At 71.3% G+C, this 19,592-nt stretch carries 27 protein-coding genes; 18 read left to right on the plus strand and 9 right to left on the minus strand.

The window, feature by feature from the left end; genetic code table 11:
* Positions 1-153: 153 nt before the first annotated feature.
* Together CSC66_RS12855 and CSC66_RS12860 are read right to left on the minus strand one after the other, a co-directional pair.
* Positions 154-684 (minus strand): hypothetical protein, encoded by a 531-nt coding sequence (locus tag CSC66_RS12855; RefSeq protein WP_162377794.1) that lies wholly within the window; start codon positions 682-684, stop codon positions 154-156.
* Positions 681-1,187 (minus strand): MOSC domain-containing protein, encoded by a 507-nt coding sequence (locus tag CSC66_RS12860; RefSeq protein WP_238394392.1) that lies wholly within the window; start codon positions 1,185-1,187, stop codon positions 681-683. Before CSC66_RS12860 ends, CSC66_RS12855 begins: the two co-directional genes overlap by 4 nt.
* Before the next feature lie 54 nt (positions 1,188-1,241).
* On the opposite strand from CSC66_RS12860, the gene CSC66_RS12865 reads away from it, so the two are divergent.
* The 3 genes from CSC66_RS12865 (at position 1,242) to CSC66_RS12875 (ending at position 3,379) form a co-directional block, all read left to right on the plus strand.
* A complete protein-coding gene (locus CSC66_RS12865; RefSeq protein WP_162377795.1) occupies positions 1,242-1,811 on the plus strand; it encodes an N-acetylmuramoyl-L-alanine amidase in 570 nt (189 codons plus the stop codon).
* Positions 1,812-1,927: 116 nt separating this feature from the next.
* Positions 1,928-2,839, plus strand: a complete 912-nt coding sequence (tesB, locus tag CSC66_RS12870) for an acyl-CoA thioesterase II (protein WP_374319406.1) — start codon at positions 1,928-1,930, stop codon at positions 2,837-2,839.
* 3 nt (positions 2,840-2,842) lie between these two features.
* On the plus strand, positions 2,843-3,379 hold the full coding sequence (locus CSC66_RS12875; protein ID WP_162377797.1) for a DUF2007 domain-containing protein: 537 nt from the start codon (positions 2,843-2,845) through the stop codon (positions 3,377-3,379).
* A gap of 212 nt (positions 3,380-3,591) precedes the next feature.
* Here the strand turns inward: CSC66_RS12875 and CSC66_RS12880 are convergent, their stop codons facing one another.
* A complete protein-coding gene (locus CSC66_RS12880; protein WP_162377798.1) occupies positions 3,592-4,161 on the minus strand; it encodes an EF-hand domain-containing protein in 570 nt (189 codons plus the stop codon).
* A 166-nt stretch (positions 4,162-4,327) separates the two neighbouring features.
* Here CSC66_RS12880 and CSC66_RS12885 point away from each other — a divergent pair, with 166 nt between their 5' ends.
* Together CSC66_RS12885 and CSC66_RS12890 are read left to right on the plus strand one after the other, a co-directional pair.
* Positions 4,328-5,065, plus strand: coding sequence for an arginyltransferase (locus tag CSC66_RS12885; RefSeq protein ID WP_162377844.1), 738 nt, complete (start codon positions 4,328-4,330; stop codon positions 5,063-5,065).
* Positions 5,066-5,201: 136 nt separating this feature from the next.
* On the plus strand, positions 5,202-6,407 hold the full coding sequence (locus CSC66_RS12890; RefSeq protein ID WP_162377799.1) for an endonuclease/exonuclease/phosphatase family protein: 1,206 nt from the start codon (positions 5,202-5,204) through the stop codon (positions 6,405-6,407).
* 113 nt (positions 6,408-6,520) lie between these two features.
* Here CSC66_RS12890 and purT read toward each other — a convergent pair whose 3' ends face one another.
* Positions 6,521-7,711: a formate-dependent phosphoribosylglycinamide formyltransferase gene (gene purT, locus CSC66_RS12895; RefSeq protein ID WP_162377800.1), complete on the minus strand. Its 1,191-nt coding sequence runs from the start codon at positions 7,709-7,711 to the stop codon at positions 6,521-6,523.
* 243 nt (positions 7,712-7,954) lie between these two features.
* Between purT and CSC66_RS12900 the strand changes: the two genes are divergently transcribed.
* The 8 genes from CSC66_RS12900 to CSC66_RS12930 all read left to right on the plus strand — a co-directional run bounded on the left by CSC66_RS12900 (position 7,955) and on the right by CSC66_RS12930 (position 11,787).
* A complete protein-coding gene (locus CSC66_RS12900; protein WP_162377801.1) occupies positions 7,955-8,830 on the plus strand; it encodes an SPFH domain-containing protein in 876 nt (291 codons plus the stop codon).
* A gap of 11 nt (positions 8,831-8,841) precedes the next feature.
* Complete coding sequence (locus tag CSC66_RS12905; protein ID WP_162377802.1) at positions 8,842-9,117, plus strand: hypothetical protein; 276 nt, start codon at positions 8,842-8,844, stop codon at positions 9,115-9,117.
* A gap of 3 nt (positions 9,118-9,120) precedes the next feature.
* Complete coding sequence (locus tag CSC66_RS12910; protein WP_162377803.1) at positions 9,121-9,300, plus strand: type II toxin-antitoxin system antitoxin; 180 nt, start codon at positions 9,121-9,123, stop codon at positions 9,298-9,300.
* A 2-nt stretch (positions 9,301-9,302) separates the two neighbouring features.
* Positions 9,303-9,476: a DUF4177 domain-containing protein gene (locus CSC66_RS12915; RefSeq protein ID WP_374319420.1), complete on the plus strand. Its 174-nt coding sequence runs from the start codon at positions 9,303-9,305 to the stop codon at positions 9,474-9,476.
* 13 nt (positions 9,477-9,489) lie between these two features.
* Positions 9,490-9,612, plus strand: coding sequence for a hypothetical protein (locus CSC66_RS17710; protein ID WP_274381869.1), 123 nt, complete (start codon positions 9,490-9,492; stop codon positions 9,610-9,612).
* A gap of 83 nt (positions 9,613-9,695) precedes the next feature.
* Positions 9,696-10,289: a PH domain-containing protein gene (locus tag CSC66_RS12920; protein WP_162377805.1), complete on the plus strand. Its 594-nt coding sequence runs from the start codon at positions 9,696-9,698 to the stop codon at positions 10,287-10,289.
* Between the two features lie 12 nt (positions 10,290-10,301).
* Complete coding sequence (locus tag CSC66_RS12925; RefSeq protein ID WP_162377806.1) at positions 10,302-11,117, plus strand: M15 family metallopeptidase; 816 nt, start codon at positions 10,302-10,304, stop codon at positions 11,115-11,117.
* A gap of 127 nt (positions 11,118-11,244) precedes the next feature.
* On the plus strand, positions 11,245-11,787 hold the full coding sequence (locus CSC66_RS12930) for a cytochrome b (RefSeq protein ID WP_162377807.1): 543 nt from the start codon (positions 11,245-11,247) through the stop codon (positions 11,785-11,787).
* Positions 11,788-11,791: 4 nt separating this feature from the next.
* On the opposite strand, the gene CSC66_RS12935 is transcribed toward CSC66_RS12930, so the two are convergent.
* From CSC66_RS12935 to CSC66_RS12955, 5 genes are all read right to left on the minus strand, one after another.
* Positions 11,792-12,466 (minus strand): DNA-3-methyladenine glycosylase family protein, encoded by a 675-nt coding sequence (locus CSC66_RS12935; RefSeq protein WP_162377808.1) that lies wholly within the window; start codon positions 12,464-12,466, stop codon positions 11,792-11,794.
* 1 nt (position 12,467) lies between these two features.
* Positions 12,468-12,836 (minus strand): DUF423 domain-containing protein, encoded by a 369-nt coding sequence (locus CSC66_RS12940; RefSeq protein WP_162377809.1) that lies wholly within the window; start codon positions 12,834-12,836, stop codon positions 12,468-12,470.
* A gap of 116 nt (positions 12,837-12,952) precedes the next feature.
* Positions 12,953-14,113, minus strand: a complete 1,161-nt coding sequence (locus tag CSC66_RS12945; protein ID WP_162377810.1) for a polyketide cyclase — start codon at positions 14,111-14,113, stop codon at positions 12,953-12,955.
* A gap of 331 nt (positions 14,114-14,444) precedes the next feature.
* Positions 14,445-15,086, minus strand: a complete 642-nt coding sequence (locus CSC66_RS12950; RefSeq protein WP_162377811.1) for a response regulator — start codon at positions 15,084-15,086, stop codon at positions 14,445-14,447.
* Positions 15,083-16,279 carry a sensor histidine kinase gene (locus CSC66_RS12955; protein ID WP_162377812.1) on the minus strand — a complete coding sequence of 399 codons (1,197 nt, stop codon included), beginning with the start codon at positions 16,277-16,279 and terminating at the stop codon, positions 15,083-15,085. Before CSC66_RS12955 ends, CSC66_RS12950 begins: the two co-directional genes overlap by 4 nt.
* Positions 16,280-16,419: 140 nt before the next feature.
* On the opposite strand from CSC66_RS12955, the gene CSC66_RS12960 reads away from it, so the two are divergent.
* From CSC66_RS12960 to CSC66_RS12980, 5 genes are all read left to right on the plus strand, one after another.
* Positions 16,420-17,016, plus strand: a complete 597-nt coding sequence (locus CSC66_RS12960) for a GNAT family N-acetyltransferase (protein ID WP_162377813.1) — start codon at positions 16,420-16,422, stop codon at positions 17,014-17,016.
* Entirely contained in the window at positions 17,000-17,788 is a 789-nt protein-coding gene (gene minC / locus CSC66_RS12965; RefSeq protein ID WP_379655873.1) for a septum site-determining protein MinC, read from the plus strand. Before CSC66_RS12960 ends, minC begins: the two co-directional genes overlap by 17 nt.
* 69 nt (positions 17,789-17,857) lie before the next feature.
* Positions 17,858-18,667, plus strand: a complete 810-nt coding sequence (gene minD / locus CSC66_RS12970; protein ID WP_162377814.1) for a septum site-determining protein MinD — start codon at positions 17,858-17,860, stop codon at positions 18,665-18,667.
* Between the two features lie 2 nt (positions 18,668-18,669).
* Positions 18,670-18,924, plus strand: a complete 255-nt coding sequence (gene minE, locus CSC66_RS12975; RefSeq protein ID WP_162377815.1) for a cell division topological specificity factor MinE — start codon at positions 18,670-18,672, stop codon at positions 18,922-18,924.
* 85 nt (positions 18,925-19,009) lie between these two features.
* The gene (locus tag CSC66_RS12980; RefSeq protein WP_162377816.1) at positions 19,010-19,483 is read left to right on the plus strand and encodes a hypothetical protein; all 474 of its coding nucleotides are present in this window, start codon (positions 19,010-19,012) and stop codon (positions 19,481-19,483) included.
* Positions 19,484-19,592: the final 109 nt, after the last annotated feature.

Below are 19,592 nucleotides of genomic sequence, written 5' to 3' on the forward strand. Positions count from 1 at the left end.
TGGCCGGCCGTCGGGCGAGGAGGACGGAGGGGAATGGTCGGGCATCGGGACCGGCGGCGCCACCCCGCGCGCCGGCACGGGTCACCGCGCGGACAGGGTCGGCGGCGGCCAACCGCGTCCGTTCGGCGGAGGCCGCCTCCGGCCGATCACGGATCAGAGCGACTGCAGCAGCTCGGCGAAGGCGCGCGCGGTGGTGTCCACGTGGGCGGCCAGGCGATGGCTGTCGTCGAGCAGGAGCAACCGGGCCGAGCGCGCGCGCGCCCACTCGATCACGCCGGTCGCCGGGATCAGCTCGTCATGCCAGGCGTGGACCACGCTGGTGGGCACGCGGGCGGCGTCCAGCGCCGGCATCGGGCCCATGGCCAGCGGCGGCACCATCAGGAACAGCGCGCGCGTGGGCACCTGCAAGGATGCGATCGCCGAGATGTACGCGCCCAGGCTGGAACCGCCCAGCACGACCGGGCCGCCGCGGGCGACCGCGCCTGCCGCGATGTCGACCAGGCGCCGCAGTCGCGCCGGCACGTCGCCGACCGGGCTGATCTCGCGGCGCGCATCCAGGTCGGTGTAATCCGGGCGTTCGGTGGTCCAGCCCAGCCGTTCGGCGGCGTCGGCCAGAGCGGTGACCTTGGTCGCGTCCGGACCGCTTTCGAACCCGTGCGAGAGGATGCAGTGGCCTCGGCTCACAGCGCTTCCACCGCATCGCCCACGCGCACGATGCCGCCTTCGACGATGCGCGCGCACAGGCCGCCGTGGCCGCGCATGGCGTTGTAGCCGCCCGGGCCCAGCGCGTCTTCCATGCGCGAGCACGGGTCGCAGGATTCGGTGCCTTCCAGCACCAGCCCGCCGACGCGGAAGCGGCGGCCCTTGAGTGCCACCAAAGGAATCCCCGACACCACCAGGTTGCGGCGCAAGGTGTCCGGCGCGACATGCTCGTGCCCGGCCAGCGCCGCGATCACCGGCAGGTGTTCGGCCTGGATCAGGGTGATGCCGCGCTTGCCATTGCCGCCCTTGTAGCGGTCGCCGGTCAGCCCGCCGCCGGTGCTGGCCTGGGCCGATTCGACCGCGACCATGGCGGTGTCGCGTGCGGGTCGCACGCCGATCCATTCCACCGTGCCGGCACGCGGCAGGGCCGCCATCAGCTTGCCGAGGGGACTGTCCGGTGCGGGGCGTGCGGCGGTGGTCGACATGGCGCGGATGCTAGCATCCCGGCTCACGACAGCCCTGCCCTATCCACCGCGACCATGCCGACTCCGTTCGCACCCGCCATCGTCGACGCGCCGCTGCCCTACGTGGCGCAGCTGGATCCGCGGCCGCTGGCGCAGGTGGACCTGGTCGTCATCCACTGCACCGAACTCCCCGACCTGGCCGCCGCGCGCGAGTACGGCGAGCGCGTGCTCTACGACAGCGGCACCGGCAACAGCGGCCATTACTACATCGATCGCGACGGCACGGTGCTGCGCTACGTGCCCGACGACCGCATCGCCCACCACGTGCGCGGCATGAACCGGCGCGCGATCGGCATCGAACTGGTCAACACCGGGCGCTTCCCGCACTGGCTGGACTCGCGGCACCAGGCGATGGATGAGCCTTACACCGACGCGCAGATCCAGGCGCTGGTCGCCTTGCTGAACCACCTGGCCGACGAGCTGCCGGCGCTGCGCCACATCGCCGGCCACGAGGACCTGGACCGTGAACAGGTGCCGGCCAGCGATGATCCGTCGCTGCTCGTGCAGCGCAAGCTCGACCCGGGCCCGCGATTCCCGTGGGAGCGGGTGCTGGCGGCGGTGCCGCTGCAGCGCCCCCCCGGGTAGCGCGCGCCGCCACACCCCGGCCGCCGGTGAACGGCGTCCGGGCCGACCACGGCTTCCCCCGGAACGAACAGGGCGCGCCGGTATAATCGCGGCCTTTCCCGCAACAGGCTGTGCCCGTGCCTCCCGCCCTCGGCCCCGTGGTTTCCGAACTGATCGACCTGCTCGCGCTGGAGCGGCTGGAGGACAACCTGTTCCGCGGCCAGAGCCGCGACATCGGCACCAAGTACGTGTTCGGCGGGCAGGTGCTGGGGCAGGCGCTGGCCGCCGCCCAGGCGACCATCGACAACGGCCGCCATGCCCATTCGCTGCACGCCTACTTCCTGCGCGCCGGCGACATCGAACATCCGATCGTCTACGACGTCGACCGCACCCGCGACGGCGGCAGCTTCTCGGTGCGCCGGATCACCGCGATCCAGCACGGCAAGGTGATCTTCTTCTGCGCCGCCTCGTTCCAGGACGACGAACCCGGCGCCGAACACCAGCTGAAGATGCCCGAGGTGCCGCAGCCCGAAGACATCGCGCCGGCGGCGCCGGTGCCGCCGGAGGTGATGGCCACGCTGCCGACCAAGGTGCAGCGCTGGCTCTCGCGCGGCGGTCCGTTCGAGTTCCGCCACGTGTACCCGCGCGACGAACTCAATCCGCCCAAGCGCCCGCCCTACCAGCAGGTCTGGTTCCGCCTGCGCGAGAACGTGGGCGACATCCCCGCCGAACTGCACCAGGCGCTGCTGGCCTACGCCTCCGATTTCCACCTGCTGGGCACGGCGACGTTCCCGCACGGGATCAGCTACTACACGCCCAACGTGCAGATGGCCTCGCTCGACCACGCCCTGTGGTTCCATCGTCCGTTCCGCGCCGACGAGTGGCTGCTGTATTCGCTCGACAGCCCCAGCACGCAGGGCTCGCGCGGGCTGGCGCGCGGCCAGGTGTTCGACCGCCAGGGCCGGCTGGTCGCCAGCACCGCCCAGGAGGGCCTGATCCGCGTGGTGCCCGACCCGGCCAGCGCGCGCGCCGTCCCGGCGCAGGACTGACCGATGCGGCAGATCTTCACCAGCCAGCGCCTGGAAACCGTCGAAGGCGTCGCGCGCCTGCTCGAGGAGGCGGGCATCGGCACCTACATCAGCCACCCGCGTTCGTACCGCAGCAAGCGCCGCGGCCAGTTCAGCTATTCCGAACCGGTGCCCGCCAACCAGCAGCCGGCGGTGTGGGTGCGCAAGCCGGAGGACCAGCCGCGTGCGCGCGAACTGCTGCGCGAGGCGGGCCTGCTGGCGACCACCCGTTCCTATTCCGGGCTGCCGACCCCGGCGACCCAGGCACTGCCGTCGCGCTTCGAGGAAGGCGGCGCCAACCGCTGGGCCTGGCGCGTGCGCATCGGCCTGCTGCTGCTCATCGCCGCGGTGGCGATGTTCATCTGGCTGGGTCGTCACCGCGGACCACCCGCCCCGCCGCAGGCACTGCCGGCACCGGCGGCGACGCCGGATCGCGCGCCGCGGCCTGCCGATGGAGATGGCGCCGGCGACGAGGAAGAGGACGAGGTCCGCGTGCGGATCTCGCCACCTCCGGCGGGCTGACGCACGCCGCTGCGCGCGTAGAGCGGGGCTCGCCCCGCTGCTCTTTGCGGATCTTGCGCCACGCCAAGCCGGGCAAGCCCGGCTCTACGTCATGACGCCGCGATCGCACGCCGGACTGCGGCGCATCCGTAGAGCGGGGCTTGCCCCGCTGCTCTCCGCGGATCTCCCGCCGCGCAAAGCCGGGCAAGCCCGGCTCCACGCTGCAACGACGCTCACTGCCCGGCTGCGTCCTTCGCCGGCGCCCCGCCGCGGCCCCAGCTGCCGTGCTTGCGGCCGTGCCCGTCGCGCTTGGCATGCGCGACGTCGTACTCGGCCTTGCTCAGGCTGCCGTCGTTGTTGCTGTCGGCGGCCTTGAACCATTCGTCGCGGTGCTGCTTGCCGGCCAGCTCGCGGTCGGCCTTGTCGACGAAGCCGTCCTGGTTGGCGTCCATCTTCGCGAAGCGCTCGGCGAACTTCGGGTCGGCGGCGGCTTCGGCCTTGCTGACGCGGCCATCCTTGTCCTTGTCCAGTTCGGCGAAGGGATGGCCGCCCGGACCGCGCTGGCCGCGGCGCGGCATTTCGTCGCCGGCCAGCTTGCCGTCCTTGTTCTTGTCCAGGGTGTCGAACCGCGCGGCCAGGCGCGGATGCGCGGCGGCCTCGGTGCGATCGATCACGCCATCCTGGTTGGTGTCCAGCGGCGCGCGCGCCTTGGCCGCGGCGGCGGGAGCATCGGCCTGGGCGAGCGCGGCGCCAGTGGTCGCAGCCAGCAACGCGGCGGCAAGCAGGAGTGGGGTCTTCTTCACGGGGATCTCCAAAGGTCGTGGACCTCGTTGGCCACGCAAGGAGAACGCCGCCGCGCCGCGCCGGTTGACCGGCCTGCGGCGTCGTTCAGCCGGCGGCCGGCGATGTACACGCGCGTACCCCTGCGCCGGGCACGGGGGTATGCTGCGGCCATCCGACGGCACCGCCATGGGCAACGACTCCACCCCGACCGACGACCTGCGCCTGTTCCAGACCGGTGGCCATGCCTGCGGCTACTGGCCCGAACGCAGCGCGCGCGACCTCGTGCTCGATCCGCGCGACCCGCGCCTGCCGGACATCTACCCGCAGGCACTGGACTGGGGATTCCGCCGCTCCGGCGACCTGGTCTACCGGCCGCACTGCGCGCAATGCCGCGCCTGCGTGGCCGTGCGCATCCCGGTGGCTGCCTTCGAGCCCGACCGCAGCCAGCGCCGCTGCCTGGCACGCAATGCCGACATCCAGACGCGGATCGCGCCGGCGCGGCGCACCGCCGAGCATTTCGAGCTGTACCAGCGCTACCTGGCCGCACGCCATCGCGATGGCGGCATGGATGGCCACGGCACCGTCGAGTTCGACCAGTTCCTGGTCGGCAGCTGGTCCGACACGCGCTTCGTGGAGATGCGGCTGGCCGGCGACCACGGCCCGGGCCGGCTGCTGGCGGTGGCGGTGACGGACCGCGTCGGTCGGGGGCTGTCGGCGGTGTATACGTTCTTCGAGCCGGAACTGGCGCAACGCGGCCTGGGCACGCTGGCGATCCTGCGCCAGATCGAATGGGCCCGGCGCGAAGGGCTCGACCATCTGTACCTGGGCTACTGGATCGACGGCCACGGCAAGATGGACTACAAGCGCCGCTTCCAGCCGCTGGAAGCATTCGACGGCAGGCAGTGGCGGCGGTTCCGCCTGTAGGAGCCCATCTTCATGGGCGACGCAGGCATCGGAGTCATGAGAGAGCCGCCTGTGCCGACGGCGCCGGGTCGCCGGTGAGCCGGCGCCCGCGACCAGCGCCGCCGCGCCGTCATCGGCGCATGCCAGAATCGCGCCCATGCACACTGTCGCCCGTCTCCTGATCCCGGCCGTCGTCCTGATGCTCTCCGCCTGCGCCAGCCACGATGCCGACAGCCCCGGCCAGGCTCCGTCCACCCTGCGCGTGGCCACCTACAACACCTCCCTCTACGACGATGCCGACGGTGGGGTGGTGCGGCGGCTGCAGGCCGGCGACCGGGGCGCGCGCAAGATCGCCGCGGTGCTGCAGCAGGTGCGCCCGGACCTGGTCCTGCTCAACGAATTCGACTACGACCCGGCGGGCGAGGCGGCCGACCTGTTCCAGCGCGACTACCTCGCGCAGCCGCAGCCCGGCGGCGGCGCGGCGCTGCACTATCCGTACCGCTATTTCGCCGCGGTGAACACCGGCGTACCCAGCGGGCTGGACCTGGACCGCAACGGCACGGTGGGCGGCGACGGTCGCGACCGCGGCAACGATGCCTGGGGTTACGGCCTGCACCCGGGCCAGTACGGCATGCTGGTGCTGTCGAAGTATCCGATCGATGCCGGCCAGGTACGCACGTTCCAGAGGCTGCGCTGGGCGGCGATGCCCGGAGCGCGCCGTCCGCTCGACCCGGAGACCGGCAAGCCCTGGCACGACGATGCGGTCTGGGAGCAGTTGCGGCTGTCGTCGAAATCCCATTGGGACGTGCCGGTGCGCACGCCGGGCGGCACCGTGCACTTCCTGGTGTCGCACCCGACCCCGCCGGTGTTCGATGGTCCGGAGGATCGCAACGGCGCGCGCAACGCCGACGAGATCCGCCTGTGGCGCGAATACCTCTCGCCCGGCAACGCGGCGTGGCTGTGCGACGACGCGGGCCGCTGCGGCGGCCTGCCGGCCGACGCGCGCTTCGTCATCGCCGGCGACCTCAACAACGATCCGGTCGATGGCGACGGCCACCATGACGCCATCGTCGAGCTGCTCGAGCACCCGCGCGTGCTGCGCATGGCCACGCCGCGCTCGGAAGGCGGTGCGCAGAAGGCGCGCGCCTACGCCGAGCAGGGACTGGCCCGGCGCGGCGCGGGCGAGCATGTCACCGGCGACTTCGGCCCCCGGGCCGGCGCGATGCGGCTGGACTACGTGCTGCCCTCCACCGGTTTCGAACTGCGCGGCAGCGGCGTGTTCTGGCCGCCATCGGACGATCCGGCCGCGGCCATCGCCGACGGCAGCGACCACCACCTGGTCTGGGTCGACCTGGCCTTGTAGGAGCCGATTCATCGGCGACCCGATGCCGCCGGCACGCGAGGCTGCCTCGTTTTCCAACCCGCCCGGTCGCCGATGAATCGGCTCCTACAGCAGCGACGGCGGCCGGCCGCGACTCAGTCGACCCGCACCTCGATCCCGATCGCCGCGGCCGCGTCGCGGGCGATGGCCCGCGCGGCGTCGATGTCGTCGGCGCGGGCCAGGGTCACGCCCACGCGGCGATGGCCCTCCACGCGCGGCTTGCCGAACAGGCGCAACTGGGTGTCCGGCATCTGCAGGGCGGCGTCGATGCCGGAGAACACCGGCACGCCGTGCCCGTGCGCCAGCAGCGCACAGGAGGCGGACGGGCCGGCCTGGCGGATCACCGGGACCGGCAGGCCCAGGATCGCGCGCGCATGCAGCGCGAACTCGCTCAGCTCCTGCGACACCAGGGTGACCAGGCCGGTGTCGTGCGGGCGCGGCGACACTTCCGAGAACCACACCTGGTCGCCCTTCACGAACAGCTCCACGCCGAACAGGCCCCAGCCGCCCAGGTCGTCGGTGATCGCCCTGGCGATCGCCTGGGCGCGCTCCAGCGCGGTGGCCGACATCGGCTGCGGCTGCCAGCTCTCGCGGTAGTCGCCATCGCGCTGCAGGTGGCCGATCGGCTCGCAGAACGAGGTGCCGCCGGCGTGGCGCACGGTCAGCAGGGTGATTTCGTAGTCGAAGTCGACGAAGCCCTCGACGATGCAGCGGCCGGCGCCGGCGCGGCCGCCGGTCTGCGCGTATTCCCAGGCCGCATCGATTTCCTCCGGCACCCGCACCGTGCTCTGGCCCTTGCCCGAGGACGACATCACCGGCTTGACCACGCACGGCAGGCCGACCAGCGCGATCGCCTGGTGGTACTCCTCGAGCGTGTCGACGAAGCGGTAGGGCGAGGTCGGCAAGCCCAGGGTCTCGGCGGCCAGCCGGCGGATGCCCTCGCGATCCATGGTCAGGCGCGCGGCGCGCGCGGTCGGGATGACCTTCTGGCCGTGGTCGGTCTCCAGCTGCACCAGGGTCTCGGTGTGGATCGCCTCGATCTCCGGGACGATCAGGTCCGGCTTCTCGCGCGCGATCAGGTCGCGCAGGGCGAAGGTGTCGAGCATGTCCAGCACGTGGCTGCGGTGGGCCACCTGCATCGCCGGCGCGTCGGCGTAGCGGTCGGCGGCGACCACCTCCGCCCCCAGCCGCTGCAGCTCGATGGCGACTTCCTTGCCCAGCTCGCCGGACCCCAGCAGCAGGACACGGGTGGCGTGGGGGGACAGCGGGGTTCCGATGCGGACCATGGGCGGCGTCGAGGCAAGAGAGGGCCGCACAGTGTAGAGCGGGGCCTGCCCCGCCGCCCCGCCCGGCTCCACGGGTCGGCCGCTCGATCACCCGCCACCTGCCCTGCGCGCGGGCTTCTTCGCGGTTTCCTCGGCGTGGTCGCAGCGGGGCGAGCCCCGCTCTACGACAGCCCGGGCCCTCCCTGGACCGTTGACAACTGATATCACAATGATATCTTTCTCCTGCGACCTAGGAGACCCGTCATGAAAGAGCTTCCGATCCGTTCCCTGCCCGGCATTCCCGTCCTCATCGTGGCCCTGCTCGCCAGCGCGGCGGCGGCCTGGCTGTTCTTCACCGGCATGGGCGCCGGTGGCGCGCCGGGCAGCGGCATGCGGGTGGCCGCCTCCGGACTCCTGGTCCTGCTGGTGATCCTGCTGTTGACCGGCCTGTACTCGATCCAGCCCAACCAGGCGGCGGTGCTGAGCCTGTTCGGCAAGTACGTGGGCACGGTCAAGGAAGCCGGCCTGCGCTGGAACAACCCCTTCTACTCCAAGCGCAAGGTCAGCCAGCGCGTGCGCAACTTCGAGAGCGGCAAGCTCAAGGTCAACGACCTGGACGGCAGCCCGATCGAGATCGCCGCGGTGATCGTGTGGCAGGTGGTCGACGCCTCCGAGGCGGTGTTCAACGTCGACGACTACGAGAACTTCGTCCATATCCAGTCCGAGTCGGCGCTGCGGGCGATGGCCGCCAGTTACCCCTACGACCAGCACGACGAGGGCCAGACCGCGCTGCGCAGCCATCCGCAGGAGATCTCCGACCACCTGCAGGCGCAGATCGCCGAGCGCCTGGGCACGGCCGGCGTGGAGGTGATCGAGGCGCGCATCAGCCATCTGGCCTACGCCCCGGAGATCGCCCAGGTGATGCTGCAGCGGCAGCAGGCCAACGCGGTGATCGCCGCGCGCACGCGGATCGTCGCCGGCGCAGTGGGCATGGTCGAGATGGCGCTGCACGAGCTGCAGAAGAACGGCGTGGTCCAGCTGGACGAGGAGCGCAAGGCGCAGATGGTCAGCAACCTGCTGGTGGTGCTGTGCGGGGACCGTGGCATGCAGCCGGTCCTCAACGCCGGCTCGCTGTACTGAGGCGGCCTGCCATGGACGCGCTGGTGCCGCTGATCGTCGCAGTGACCGGGTTGCCCGCGCTGGGCATCGCCGCCTGGCATGCCCGCGCGGACGACGCGCACGGTCGCGGCACCGCCTTGCGCTGGGCGCTGATCGCCCTGTCCATCCTCGCCGGCGCGGTCGGCCTGTACTTCGCCGCCGGCCGACAGGCCGCGCAGGTCGTGGTGGTGGTGGCGATGGTGGTGGCGGTCAACGCACTGGCGGTGTCGATGGTGCTGCACCTGCGCCGCGGCGGGACGAGGCGCTAGGCGATGGCGGAGAAGAAGGCCTATCCGCTGCGGATCAACGCCGAGGTGCTGGCGGCGGCGCAGCGCTGGGCCGACGACGAGCTGCGCAGCCTCAACGCGCAGATCGAGTACGTGTTGCGCGACGCGCTGCGCAAGGCAGGCCGGCTGCCGAAGCCGGGCGGCAACGGGGAAACGGAGGAGTGAGCATGCGCTGGCAATACCAGGTGATCGAGGTCAAGCCCAGCCTGATGGGCGCGTTCAAGCAGGAAGTACTGCAGGAAGCCCTGGTGCGCCAGGGACAGCTGGGCTGGGAACTGGTCCAGATCGTATCGCCCGGCCCGATGATGGCGCTGCTGGCGGTGTTCAAGCGCGAAGCCTGACGGAGAAGCGCACATGCTGCACATCGTCCACCTGATCGAGCGCCGGTTCGGTCCGCGCGCACGGCCACTGCTCATCGCCCTCGTGGCCGCATCGGCCTGCACCCTGCTCGCCGGCCTCGCGCTGGCGCTGCGCTGACTTTCGCGTGGGGTACCTTCCCCGGCGATGACGGCACCGCTGCTTCCCTCCTTCCGTTTCCTGATTGCGCCGGGAGTTCCGCCATGAGTCCAGTCGCCGAACCGCGGTTCCAACTCGTGCCCCCGGGCCCCCGCGCACGCGCCTGGCTGTTCACGCTCTGCCTGCTGCTGCCGCTGGCGCTCACCGCCGCCACGCTGGCAATTCCAGTACTGACCGGCAACGCGACCAGCCTGGTCGGCGGCAGCGTGCCCCTGACCGTGGCGCTGGTCCTCGGCGGACTGGTCCTGCTGTGCGGCGCGCTGTGGTGGGTGCTGGCGCGCTTCATGCGGCGGCAAGCCCTGCGTGTCTCCGCCGACGCGCTGGAGGTCCGTTCGTCCTTCTACCGCTGCACCACGCCGCTGGCGGAACTGAAGCTGGACCAGGCGCGGGTGGTGGACCTGGACGAACGCACCGAGCTCAAACCCACGCTCAAGACCAACGGCTTCTCGATCCCCGGCTTCCACAGCGGCTGGTTCCTGCTGCGCAACCGCCGCCGCAGTTTCGTCGCCATCACCGATGGCCGGCGCAAGCTGTGGCTGCCGGGCAGCGGCAGGCACGACCTGCTGATCGAACCGGCCGACCCGGCCGCGCTGCTGGCACGGCTGCGCGAACTGGCGATGCACTCCGGACGCGGCTAACCTGCCGCCACGATGCGCACGCCCCCCGCCCCGCTCCAGGCCCGCCTGCTCAATACCGCCGCGATCGAGCTGTGGCCGGCCGGGCTGCTGCGCGCGCGCGGCAACGCCGACGCGCGCGTGCTGTCCCGCGCCCGCCAGGTGCTGCGACGCAAGCGCGATGGCCGCTACCTGGCCGCGGTGCTGGACGAAGGCCTCTGGCCGCTGGTGCCGCGACTGGCCCGCGAACCGGGCATCGACGCGGCCCTCGACCTGCTCGACGCCCCGGGCCCGGCCCGCGGCCCGGCGCATCCCCCCCGGGACATGCCGCTGCACGGCCTGGAAGACCGGCTGGCGGCGCTGGGCATCGATGGCGCGTACGCGCGCCGCACCGGACTGGCGCTGGTCGCCGAGCCGGAGTGGCTGCTGCTGGCCGGCTTCGACCGCTACCGCCGCCCGCTGTGGCTGGCCCCGGCCGCGGCGCGCGCCTGGCAGGCGATGCGGCGCGACGCGGCCGCGGGCGGAATCGCGCTGGAGGCCATCTCCGGCTACCGCAGCCACGACTACCAGCTCGGCATCTTCGAGCGGAAACGCGCCCGCGGACTGGAAGTGGCGGAGATCCTGCAGGTCAACGCCGCGCCGGGCTACAGCGAGCACCATGGCGGCGAAGCGCTCGACATCGGCACGCCGGGCGAACCGCCGGCCGAGGAATCGTTCGAGACCACCCCGGCGTTCGCCTGGCTGTCGCAACACGCGGCCAGGCACGGGTTCTCGCTCAGCTACCCGCGCGGCAACCCGCACGGCATCGTCTACGAACCCTGGCATTGGCGGTTCCGCGGCCGCGATCGCTGAGTCGGCAAGATGGTCGTCCGTCGCGGCCGCGTCCGCACGGGGATGACCGCCGGCACCCTTGACCACGATCAAGGCCCACCGCCGTACTGCGGCCGATACTCGGCAGAGGCGACTCCTGGACACGACCATGCCCCCGATTCCGGCTGCCCGCTTTCCTCGCCGCCTGGTCGTCCTGCACTGGCTCACCGTGCTGCTGCTGGCCGCGGTCTACGCCACGATGGAGCTGCGCGGCCTGTTCCCGCGTGGAAGCGCTTCGCGCGAAGCGATCAAGACGGCGCACTACTTCCTCGGCCTGTCGGTCTTCGCCCTGACGTGGGTGCGCCTGGGCCTGCGCCTGGCCGGCAGGCCCCCGCCGATCACGCCCCGCCCGCCTGCGTGGCAGTCGTTCCTGTCCGCGGCCGTCGCGCTCGCGCTGTATGGCCTGCTGCTGGCGATGCCGGTCATCGGTTATCTGCTGCTCAACGCCGAAGGCCACGCGCCGTCGATCGCCGGCCTGCAGCTGCCGCTGCTGGTTGCCGAGAACCACGCCCTGGCCGAGCGCCTGGAAGGCTGGCACGAGGGCATCGCAGCCGCCGGCTACTGGCTGGTCGGACTGCACGCGCTGGCGGCGCTCTACCACCACCACGTGCGCCACGACGACGCGCTGCTGCGGATGTCGCTGCGCCGTTGAGGGCTCAGTCCTGCGAGCGGTTGACCGCGGCCTTCGCCCCGTCGGAGAAATCGGCGATCCGCCACAGGTACAGGCTGGCATAGGTCCGGTACGGCCCCCACTTCTCGCCGCGCGCGGCCAGCTCCTTCGGCGTCGGCATCGCCTCGAGCCGGTCGACCCTCTGCGCGCCCTTGCGGACGCCCAGGTCGTCCACCGGCAGCACGTCCGGCCGTCCGAGGCGGAACATCAGCATCATCTCCACCGTCCAGCGGCCGATGCCCCGCACCGGCACCAGCGCGGCGACGATCTCGTCCTGGTGCATGGTGGCCATGCGGCGCAGGTCGGGAATCTCCCCCCTCGATTCGCGCGCGGCCAGGTCGCGCAGCGCGAGGGTCTTGTTGCCCGACACCCCGCAGGCACGCAATGCGGCATCGTCGATGCGACCGAGCGTGTCGTGGTGCAGCCGGCTGCTTCCGATCGCCGCTTCGACCCGGCCGACGATGGTCGATGCCGCCTTGCCGGACAGTTGCTGGAACAGGATCGCGCGGGCCAGGGCATCGACCGGGTCGAAGGGCTTGCGCCAGCGCGGTTCGGCCGGCAACGGGCCGAGCCGCTTCATCCATGCGCCGAGCCGGCGGTCGCGACGGGAGAGGTGGTCGTAGGCGGCCTCCACGTCGAAGCCGCGGGCGTGGCGCGGCATGTCAGCGCCTCGCCACGCCGACCGCGTACAGGAGCCAGCTGGCCATCAACACGGTGCCGCCCAACGGCGCCAACCGGGTCGGCCAGCCCAGCAGCGCGGCGAAGGCGAGACTGCCGGCGAACAGCAACGTACCGGCCAGAAGGCCTGCCAGCGCGAGCAGCGGCACGCGCCGCGCGGCGGCCGGCGCCAGCGCGGCCAGCGCGATGCCATGGCCGAACGCGTACAGGCTCGCGAGCTGCAGGTTGCCGCGCGCATGCGCGTCGGCGACGCCATGGGCGGCATAGGCCGACAGGCCGACCGCCAGCGCCGCCAGCACCGCACCGGCGGCGGCCAGCCACGCTCCTGTTCGTCCACCGTCCCGCCACGCCATCGGCTTTCCTCCACGGCGCAACTGCGCCGCTGGCGCGAGCCTAAACGAAAAAGCGCCGCTTGCGCGGCGCTCGTTCGCGGGATCCGGTAGCCGCGCCGGCCGGGGCCGGCGACCGGTTACTTGATCGCCCAGTAGATGTCGTACGTGCCTTCGGCGGTGAACGACTTGTCGACGCCCGCCTTCCAGATTTCGTACGGACGGTCGGTGACCTCGTAGCCGTGGGTCACGGCCCAGGCACGCAGCGAGCTGCGCGCGGCATCCAGCTCGGCCATGTAGCCGGTGTAGGAGGCGAACGCGGCGCGACGCGGCTCGGTGCGGATGTACTCGACCGGGGCGCCCGCCGGAACGGTGACCTTCAGCGGCTCGCCCTCGGCGGCCAGCTGCACGGCCACATCCTCGGCCGGGGTGTCGGTCTCCGGGTCCTTCGGCTCGCCGGCGAGCGGGGCCTGCGGGGCTTCGGCGACCTTGCGGCGGACCGGCACGGCCACGTCGAACGCGTACTTCTCGGCGCCGAAGTCGGTGGTGATGATCCGCACCGGACCGGCGGCCTCCAGGCCCGGGTTCGCTTCCAGGGTGCGCTTGATCCACTCCTGGTTGTTCTTGATCGACTGCTTGATTGCCTCGTTGTTGCGATCGATGTTGCCGGCGTTGACCACCAGCAGGTCCAGCGCGGGCACGTCGACGATCTTCAGGCCGGTCAGCGGCACGCCGTCTGCGCGGTAGTCGAAGTTCGGCACCGAGGCGAGCATGTTGGACATGCGGCCCAGGCCGAGCTTGATGTCGTCGCCTACGTGGCGGCTGACGTACAGGCCGGCGTAGCGGCCGAGCAGGTTCCAGCCGTAGTCCACGTCATAGGTCTGGGTGATCTTGACGTTGCGGTTGTTCTTGCCGGTCGGCTCCAGCAGGAACTGCACGGTCTTGTCGTCGCCGCGCGCCGGGTCCTCGACCTTGATCACGACCTTCTCGTTCGGGACGCTGTCGACGATCTCCCAGCTGCCCTTGCCGATGCGGCCCTCGTTGGACACGTAGTCCAGGCGCGCGCCGACGCCGGCTTCGGGGCCGGTGACGTTCAGCTGCATCTGCGGGTCGCGCAGGACCAGCGGGTTCCAGTCCTTGAAGCGGCGCAGGTTGTTCACCGTGTCGTACACGATGGTCATCTTGCGGTTGGTTTCGACGCTCTCGGAAATATGGCGGTGCGAAGGCAGGACAAGGCCGATCACCAGGGCCAGAACAGCCACGATGCCCAAGGCGATCAGGAACTCGTAAATGCGGGTCATGCAGGAGTCTCCGGGGCCGAATCCACGGCAAATTGACAAGGCGAGCCGCGAATCCTAACAGGCTTCGCCGCCCGCGCGCAGCCGGCCAGGCGACCCGGCCATGGTGTGAACGAAATTCTTACACCGGGCGTGGCCGGATGTCCCCATGGGACAGGCAGCGTAGGCACCGGGTTCCCGCGCTTGCCGGCCAGGCGCTGAACGGCCTCGGCCCCGGGATACGCTCGCGTACGCGCGGCGATCGACGGGACAACCCCGCTGCTGCCTGGGTGCCGCGCCGCCGCGTGCGCCCGCGATCGCCCGCCGCGCTGCGGCGGGCCGGGCATCCTGGCCCTCAGACCAGCTGCAGCTCGAAGGCCTTCAGCACCGCGCGGGTGCGGTCGCGCACGCCGAGCTTGGACAGGATGTTGGACACGTGGTTCTTGATCGTGCCCTCGGCCACGCCCAGCGAGTTGGCGATCTCCTTGTTGGAGAAGCCGCTGGCCATCAGCCTCAGGATCTCGGTCTCGCGGTCGGTCAGCGGGTCCGGGCGGTCGAGGCTGACGAAGTCGTTGCGCATGTGCTCCAGCCCCGACAGCAGGCGCTGGGTCACGGCCGGCTGCACCAGCGATCCTCCCTCGGCCACGGTCCGGATGGCCCCGACCAGCTGCTCCAGCGACACGTCCTTGAGCAGGTAGCCCTTGGCCCCGGCCTTGAGCCCGGCCAGCACCAGCTGGTCGTCGTCGAAGGTGGTGAGGATGATCGTCGGCGGCAGTTGCTCCTGGCGCGACAGCACCTGCAGCGCCTCCAGGCCGGACATCGCCGGCATGCGCATGTCCATCAGGACCACGTCCGGCTTGACCTGGGGGATCATCTCGACCGCCTGGCGGCCGTCGCCGGCCTCGGCGACCACCTCGATGCCGCCATCGAGCGCCAGCAATGAACGGATGCCCTGGCGGACCAGGGTCTGGTCGTCGACCAGGCAGACTCGGATCATGGAAGCGCTCCTTCGATGGCCGGGTGGGCCGGGGTGGAGACGGGAATGGACAGGCGCAGGCGGAAACCTTCGCCGCGCCGGGTCTGGATGTCGAGGGTACCGCCGCACTGCTGGACCCGTTCGCGCATGCCGCGCAGGCCGTTGCCCGGAACCAGCCCGTCGGCGCCCTGGCCATCGTCGACGGCCTCCAGCACCACCGCGCCCGACTCGCGCCGCACCCGGATCCGCAGGTGGCGCGCGCCGGCGTGGCGGACGGCATTGGTGATGATTTCCTGGGTACAGCGCAGCATCACGTGGGCGCGCTCGGGGTCGTCGATGGCCAGCGGCGACTCCACTTCCAGGGTGATGTCCAGGGACGGCACGTGGTCGGCCAGCGGCCGCAGGGCGGCGGCCAGGTCGATGCCGCCGCTGGAATCGCGCAGCTGGCTGACCGCCTCGCGCACGTCCGTCAGCAGCAGCCGGGCCAGGGTGTTGGCCTGGCGCACGTGTTCCTGGGCCCGGCCCTGGGTCATGTGGCTGGCCACTTCCAGGTTCAGGCTCAGCGCGGTCAGGTGGTGGCCGAGCAGGTCGTGCAGCTCGCGCGAGATCCGGGTGCGCTCGTTGACCCGCGCGCTTTCGGCCAGCAGCGCGCGGGTGGCGCGCAGTTCGGCATTGAGCCGGCGCTGCTCGTCGCGGGCCTGGGCCTGCTGCCGCGCGACCAGGCTGGTCACGTAGATGAACATCGAGAAGCCGGCGTAGAGCAGCGACTGCATCAACGCCTCGAACAGCGGCATCCGGAACACGGTGTAGTAGATCGGCAGCACCGCGAGTTGGCTCAGCAGCAGCAGGACCACGCCCGACCCGGCCGGCAGCAGCCACGGGATCACCCCGGCGGCTACCATCAGCAGGATGCTGCCCAGGCCGGACCCGTTGAAGTAGCTCACCGCCAGCGCGAACACGGTCAGCACCAGCAGCAGCAGCCGGTCCATCCAGCTGCCCGCGGCATGGCCCAGCCCGCGCGTCAGCCACCAGTAGCAGGCGCCGAAGCCCAGGTAGCAGGCGAACAGCCAGATCGCCCGCGCGCCCAGGCTGGCCAGTTCCTCGCCCCCGTCGGCGGGCACGTACTGCGAGTACACCAGCGGCACGCCCACCATCGCCCAGGTGAACAGGCCGGCGTAGCGCAGCAGGCGGGTATGGCTGAGGCGTCCGAACATGACCGCATCTTACGGGCCCGCCCGCCCGGCCGCGGCGGACGGAAGTCATGCCTGCTCGCGGGGGCTTCCCCCCCCGTGCGATAATCCCGCCCGGCCGCGCCGCCGGCCGGTTTTGTCCTACTGGAGTCGGCTTTACCCCCATGTCCATCGTCATCCGCGACGTGCGCGAACACGAACTGGATTCGGTCCTGGCGCTCAACAACAATGCCGGCTCGGCGATCCTGCCGCTGGACGCGGCCCGGTTGCGCGCGTTCTACGAGCAGGCCGAGTACTTCCGCGTCGCCGAGCGCGACGGCAACCTGGCCGGCTTCCTGGTCGGTTTCGGCAGCGGCAGCGACCACGACAGCAGCAACTTCGCCTGGTTCAAGGCCCGCTACCCGCACTTCTTCTACATCGACCGGATCGTGGTCGCCAGCCGGCGCCGCGGCGGCGGTGTCGGCCGTGCGTTCTACGCCGACGTGCAGAGCTATGCCGAGCTGCGCTACCCGCAGCTGTGCTGCGAGGTGTTCCTCGACCACGGCGCCGACCCGGCGCTGCTGTTCCATGGCAGCTTCGGCTTCCACGAGGCCGGGCAGAACGTGATGCCCGACGTGGACGTGCGCGCCAGCATGATGACCAAGACCCTGTGCAGCTATCCGTGGGTGCACGAGACCTACGGCGACGCCCTGCCCGACCTGCCCTGGGTCGGCCGCCCCCGCCAGCGCCAGCCGCGCGACAGCCGTGCGACGGGTACCTGACGTGGCGGTGGCGGCGAACGACTACGAACAGGCGGGCGAACTGAAGATCGGCCAGGTCGGCATCGCCAACCTGCGCATCCGCACCCTCGACGTCGACCAGCTCGTGCGCGAGATGCGCGAGCGCGTGCAGCGCGCGCCCAAGCTGTTCGGCCGCGCCGCGGTGATCGTCGACTTCGGCGGCCTGGCCCGCACCCCGGACGAAGCCACCGCCCGCGCCCTGATCGACGGTCTGCGCGAGGCCGGCGTGCTGCCGGTGGCGCTGGCTTACGGCACCCGCGACAACGACGCCCTGGCCGAACAGCTCGGGCTGCCGGTGCTGGCCAAGTTCCGCGCCCAGTACGAACATGCCGATGCGGCGCCGGCGCCGGCACCACGCGCCGCGCCGGAACCGGCGCCCGCCCCGCGCGCCGCCGCCCGTACCCCGCCGGCGGAAAAGCCGCGCGCCCCCGGCCGCATCCAGAAGACCCCGGTGCGCTCGGGCCAGCAGCTGTACGCCGAAGGCTGCGACCTGACCGTGCTGTCCACCGTCGGCGCCGGCGCCGAAGTCATTTCCGACGGCTCGATCCACATCTACGGCACCCTGCGCGGCCGCGCCCTGGCGGGCGCCCAGGGCAATGCCGAGGCGCGGATCTTCTGCCGCGACTTCCACGCCGAGCTGGTGGCCATTGCCGGCCACTACAAGGTGCTGGACGATATCCCCGAGAAGCTGCGCGGCAAGGCCGTGCAGATCTGGCTGGAAAACGACCAGCTCAAGCTGGCCGCGCTCGAATGACCCCCGGCGCGCCGGCGGCAACGCCGCCTGGCGCGCCCACCCACCGCACGCAGCACCAGGAGACATCCATTGGCTGAAATCATCGTAGTCACTTCCGGCAAGGGCGGCGTCGGCAAGACCACCTCCAGCGCGAGCATCGCCATCGGCCTGGCCAAGCGCGGCCACAAGACCGCGGTGATCGATTTCGACGTCGGCCTGCGCAACCTGGACCTGATCATGGGCTGCGAGCGCCGCGTGGTGTACGACTTCGTCAACGTCGTCCACGGCGAGGCCACGCTCAAGCAGGCCCTGATCAAGGACAAGCGCTTCGACAACCTCTACGTGCTGGCCGCCTCGCAGACCCGCGACAAGGACGCGCTGACCAAGGAAGGCGTGGAGAAGGTGCTCAAGGACCTGGCGGCCGACGGCTTCGACTACATCGTCTGCGACTCCCCGGCCGGCATCGAGAAGGGCGCGTTCCTGGCCATGTACTTCGCCGACAAGGCGGTGGTCGTGGTCAACCCGGAAGTGTCCTCGGTGCGCGACTCCGACCGCATCATCGGCCTGCTCGACTCCAAGACCCGCCGGGCCGAGGGCGGCGAGACCGTGCCCTCGCACCTGCTGCTCACCCGCTACAGCCCCGCGCGCGTGGCCACCGGCGAGATGCTCAGCATCGCCGACGTGGAGGAAGTGCTCGGACTGAAGGCGGTCGGCGTGATCCCCGAGTCGTCGGACGTGCTCAACGCATCGAACAAGGGCGAGCCGGTGATCCTGGAAGGCGAATCGGAGGCCGGCCAGGCCTACGACGACGCGGTGGCGCGCCTGCTCGGCGAAGACCGGCCGATGCGATTCACCACCCTGGAGAAGAAAGGCTTCTTCAGCAAGCTGTTCGGAGGTTGAGCATGGGACTGTTCGATTTCCTGAAGGCCAAGAAAGACACCGCAGCCACGGCCAAGAACCGGCTGCAGATCATCATCGCCCAGGAGCGCAGCAGCCGCGGCGCCCCGGACTACCTGCCGCTGCTGCGCCGCGAGCTGCTCGAGGTGATCAAGAAGTACGTCAACGTCGACGTCGACGCCGTCAAGGTCGACGTGATCAAGGACGGCGACCACGACGTGCTCGACATCTCGGTGGCCCTGCCGGAAGGCAACGGCTGACGGCTGGCCGGGGCCGCGCGCCCCGGCGACCCACCCTGCAGCGCCGCCAGCCACGCGACCGTCGCGCGCGAGCGCAACCCGGACGATGGACGCCCCCGCCCCCCCGATCCTGTGCCTGCGCGACATCGCCCTGGGCGATGCCGCCTCGCTGCTGTCGCGCCACGGGCTGACCCTCGAACCGGTCGCCGACGGCGACCCGATCCCGGGCAGCTACTGGGGCGAACCGGAGGCCGGGATCATCGGCACCACGGTCTTCGCCCGCGGCGACACGCCGGTGCACTCGATGCTGCACGAGGCCTGCCACCTGATCGTGCTGCCGCCCGAGCGCCGGGCCGCGGTGCATACCGACGCCACCGACTCGGTCGCCGAAGAGGACGCCACCTGCTACCTGCAGATCGTGCTGGCCGATTCGTTGCCGGGCGTGGGCCGGGCGCGGCTGATGGCGGACATGGATGCGTGGGGGTACACCTATCGGCTGGGGTCGACCCGGGCGTGGTTCGAGCAGGACGCCGACGATGCGCGGCAGTGGCTGGTCGAACGCGGCCTGCTTCCGGCCTGAGCGCAGGACAGCGGCAATGCCGCAGCGCGTGGCGACGCGCCGACCCGTGCCAGCGCCCTGGCGGCATGGCGGCGCGGTTCGAGCAGGACGCCGACGATGCGCGGCAGTG

This window comes from Pseudoxanthomonas kaohsiungensis, from assembly GCF_010211765.1.
GTDB lineage: Bacteria > Pseudomonadota > Gammaproteobacteria > Xanthomonadales > Xanthomonadaceae > Pseudoxanthomonas > Pseudoxanthomonas kaohsiungensis.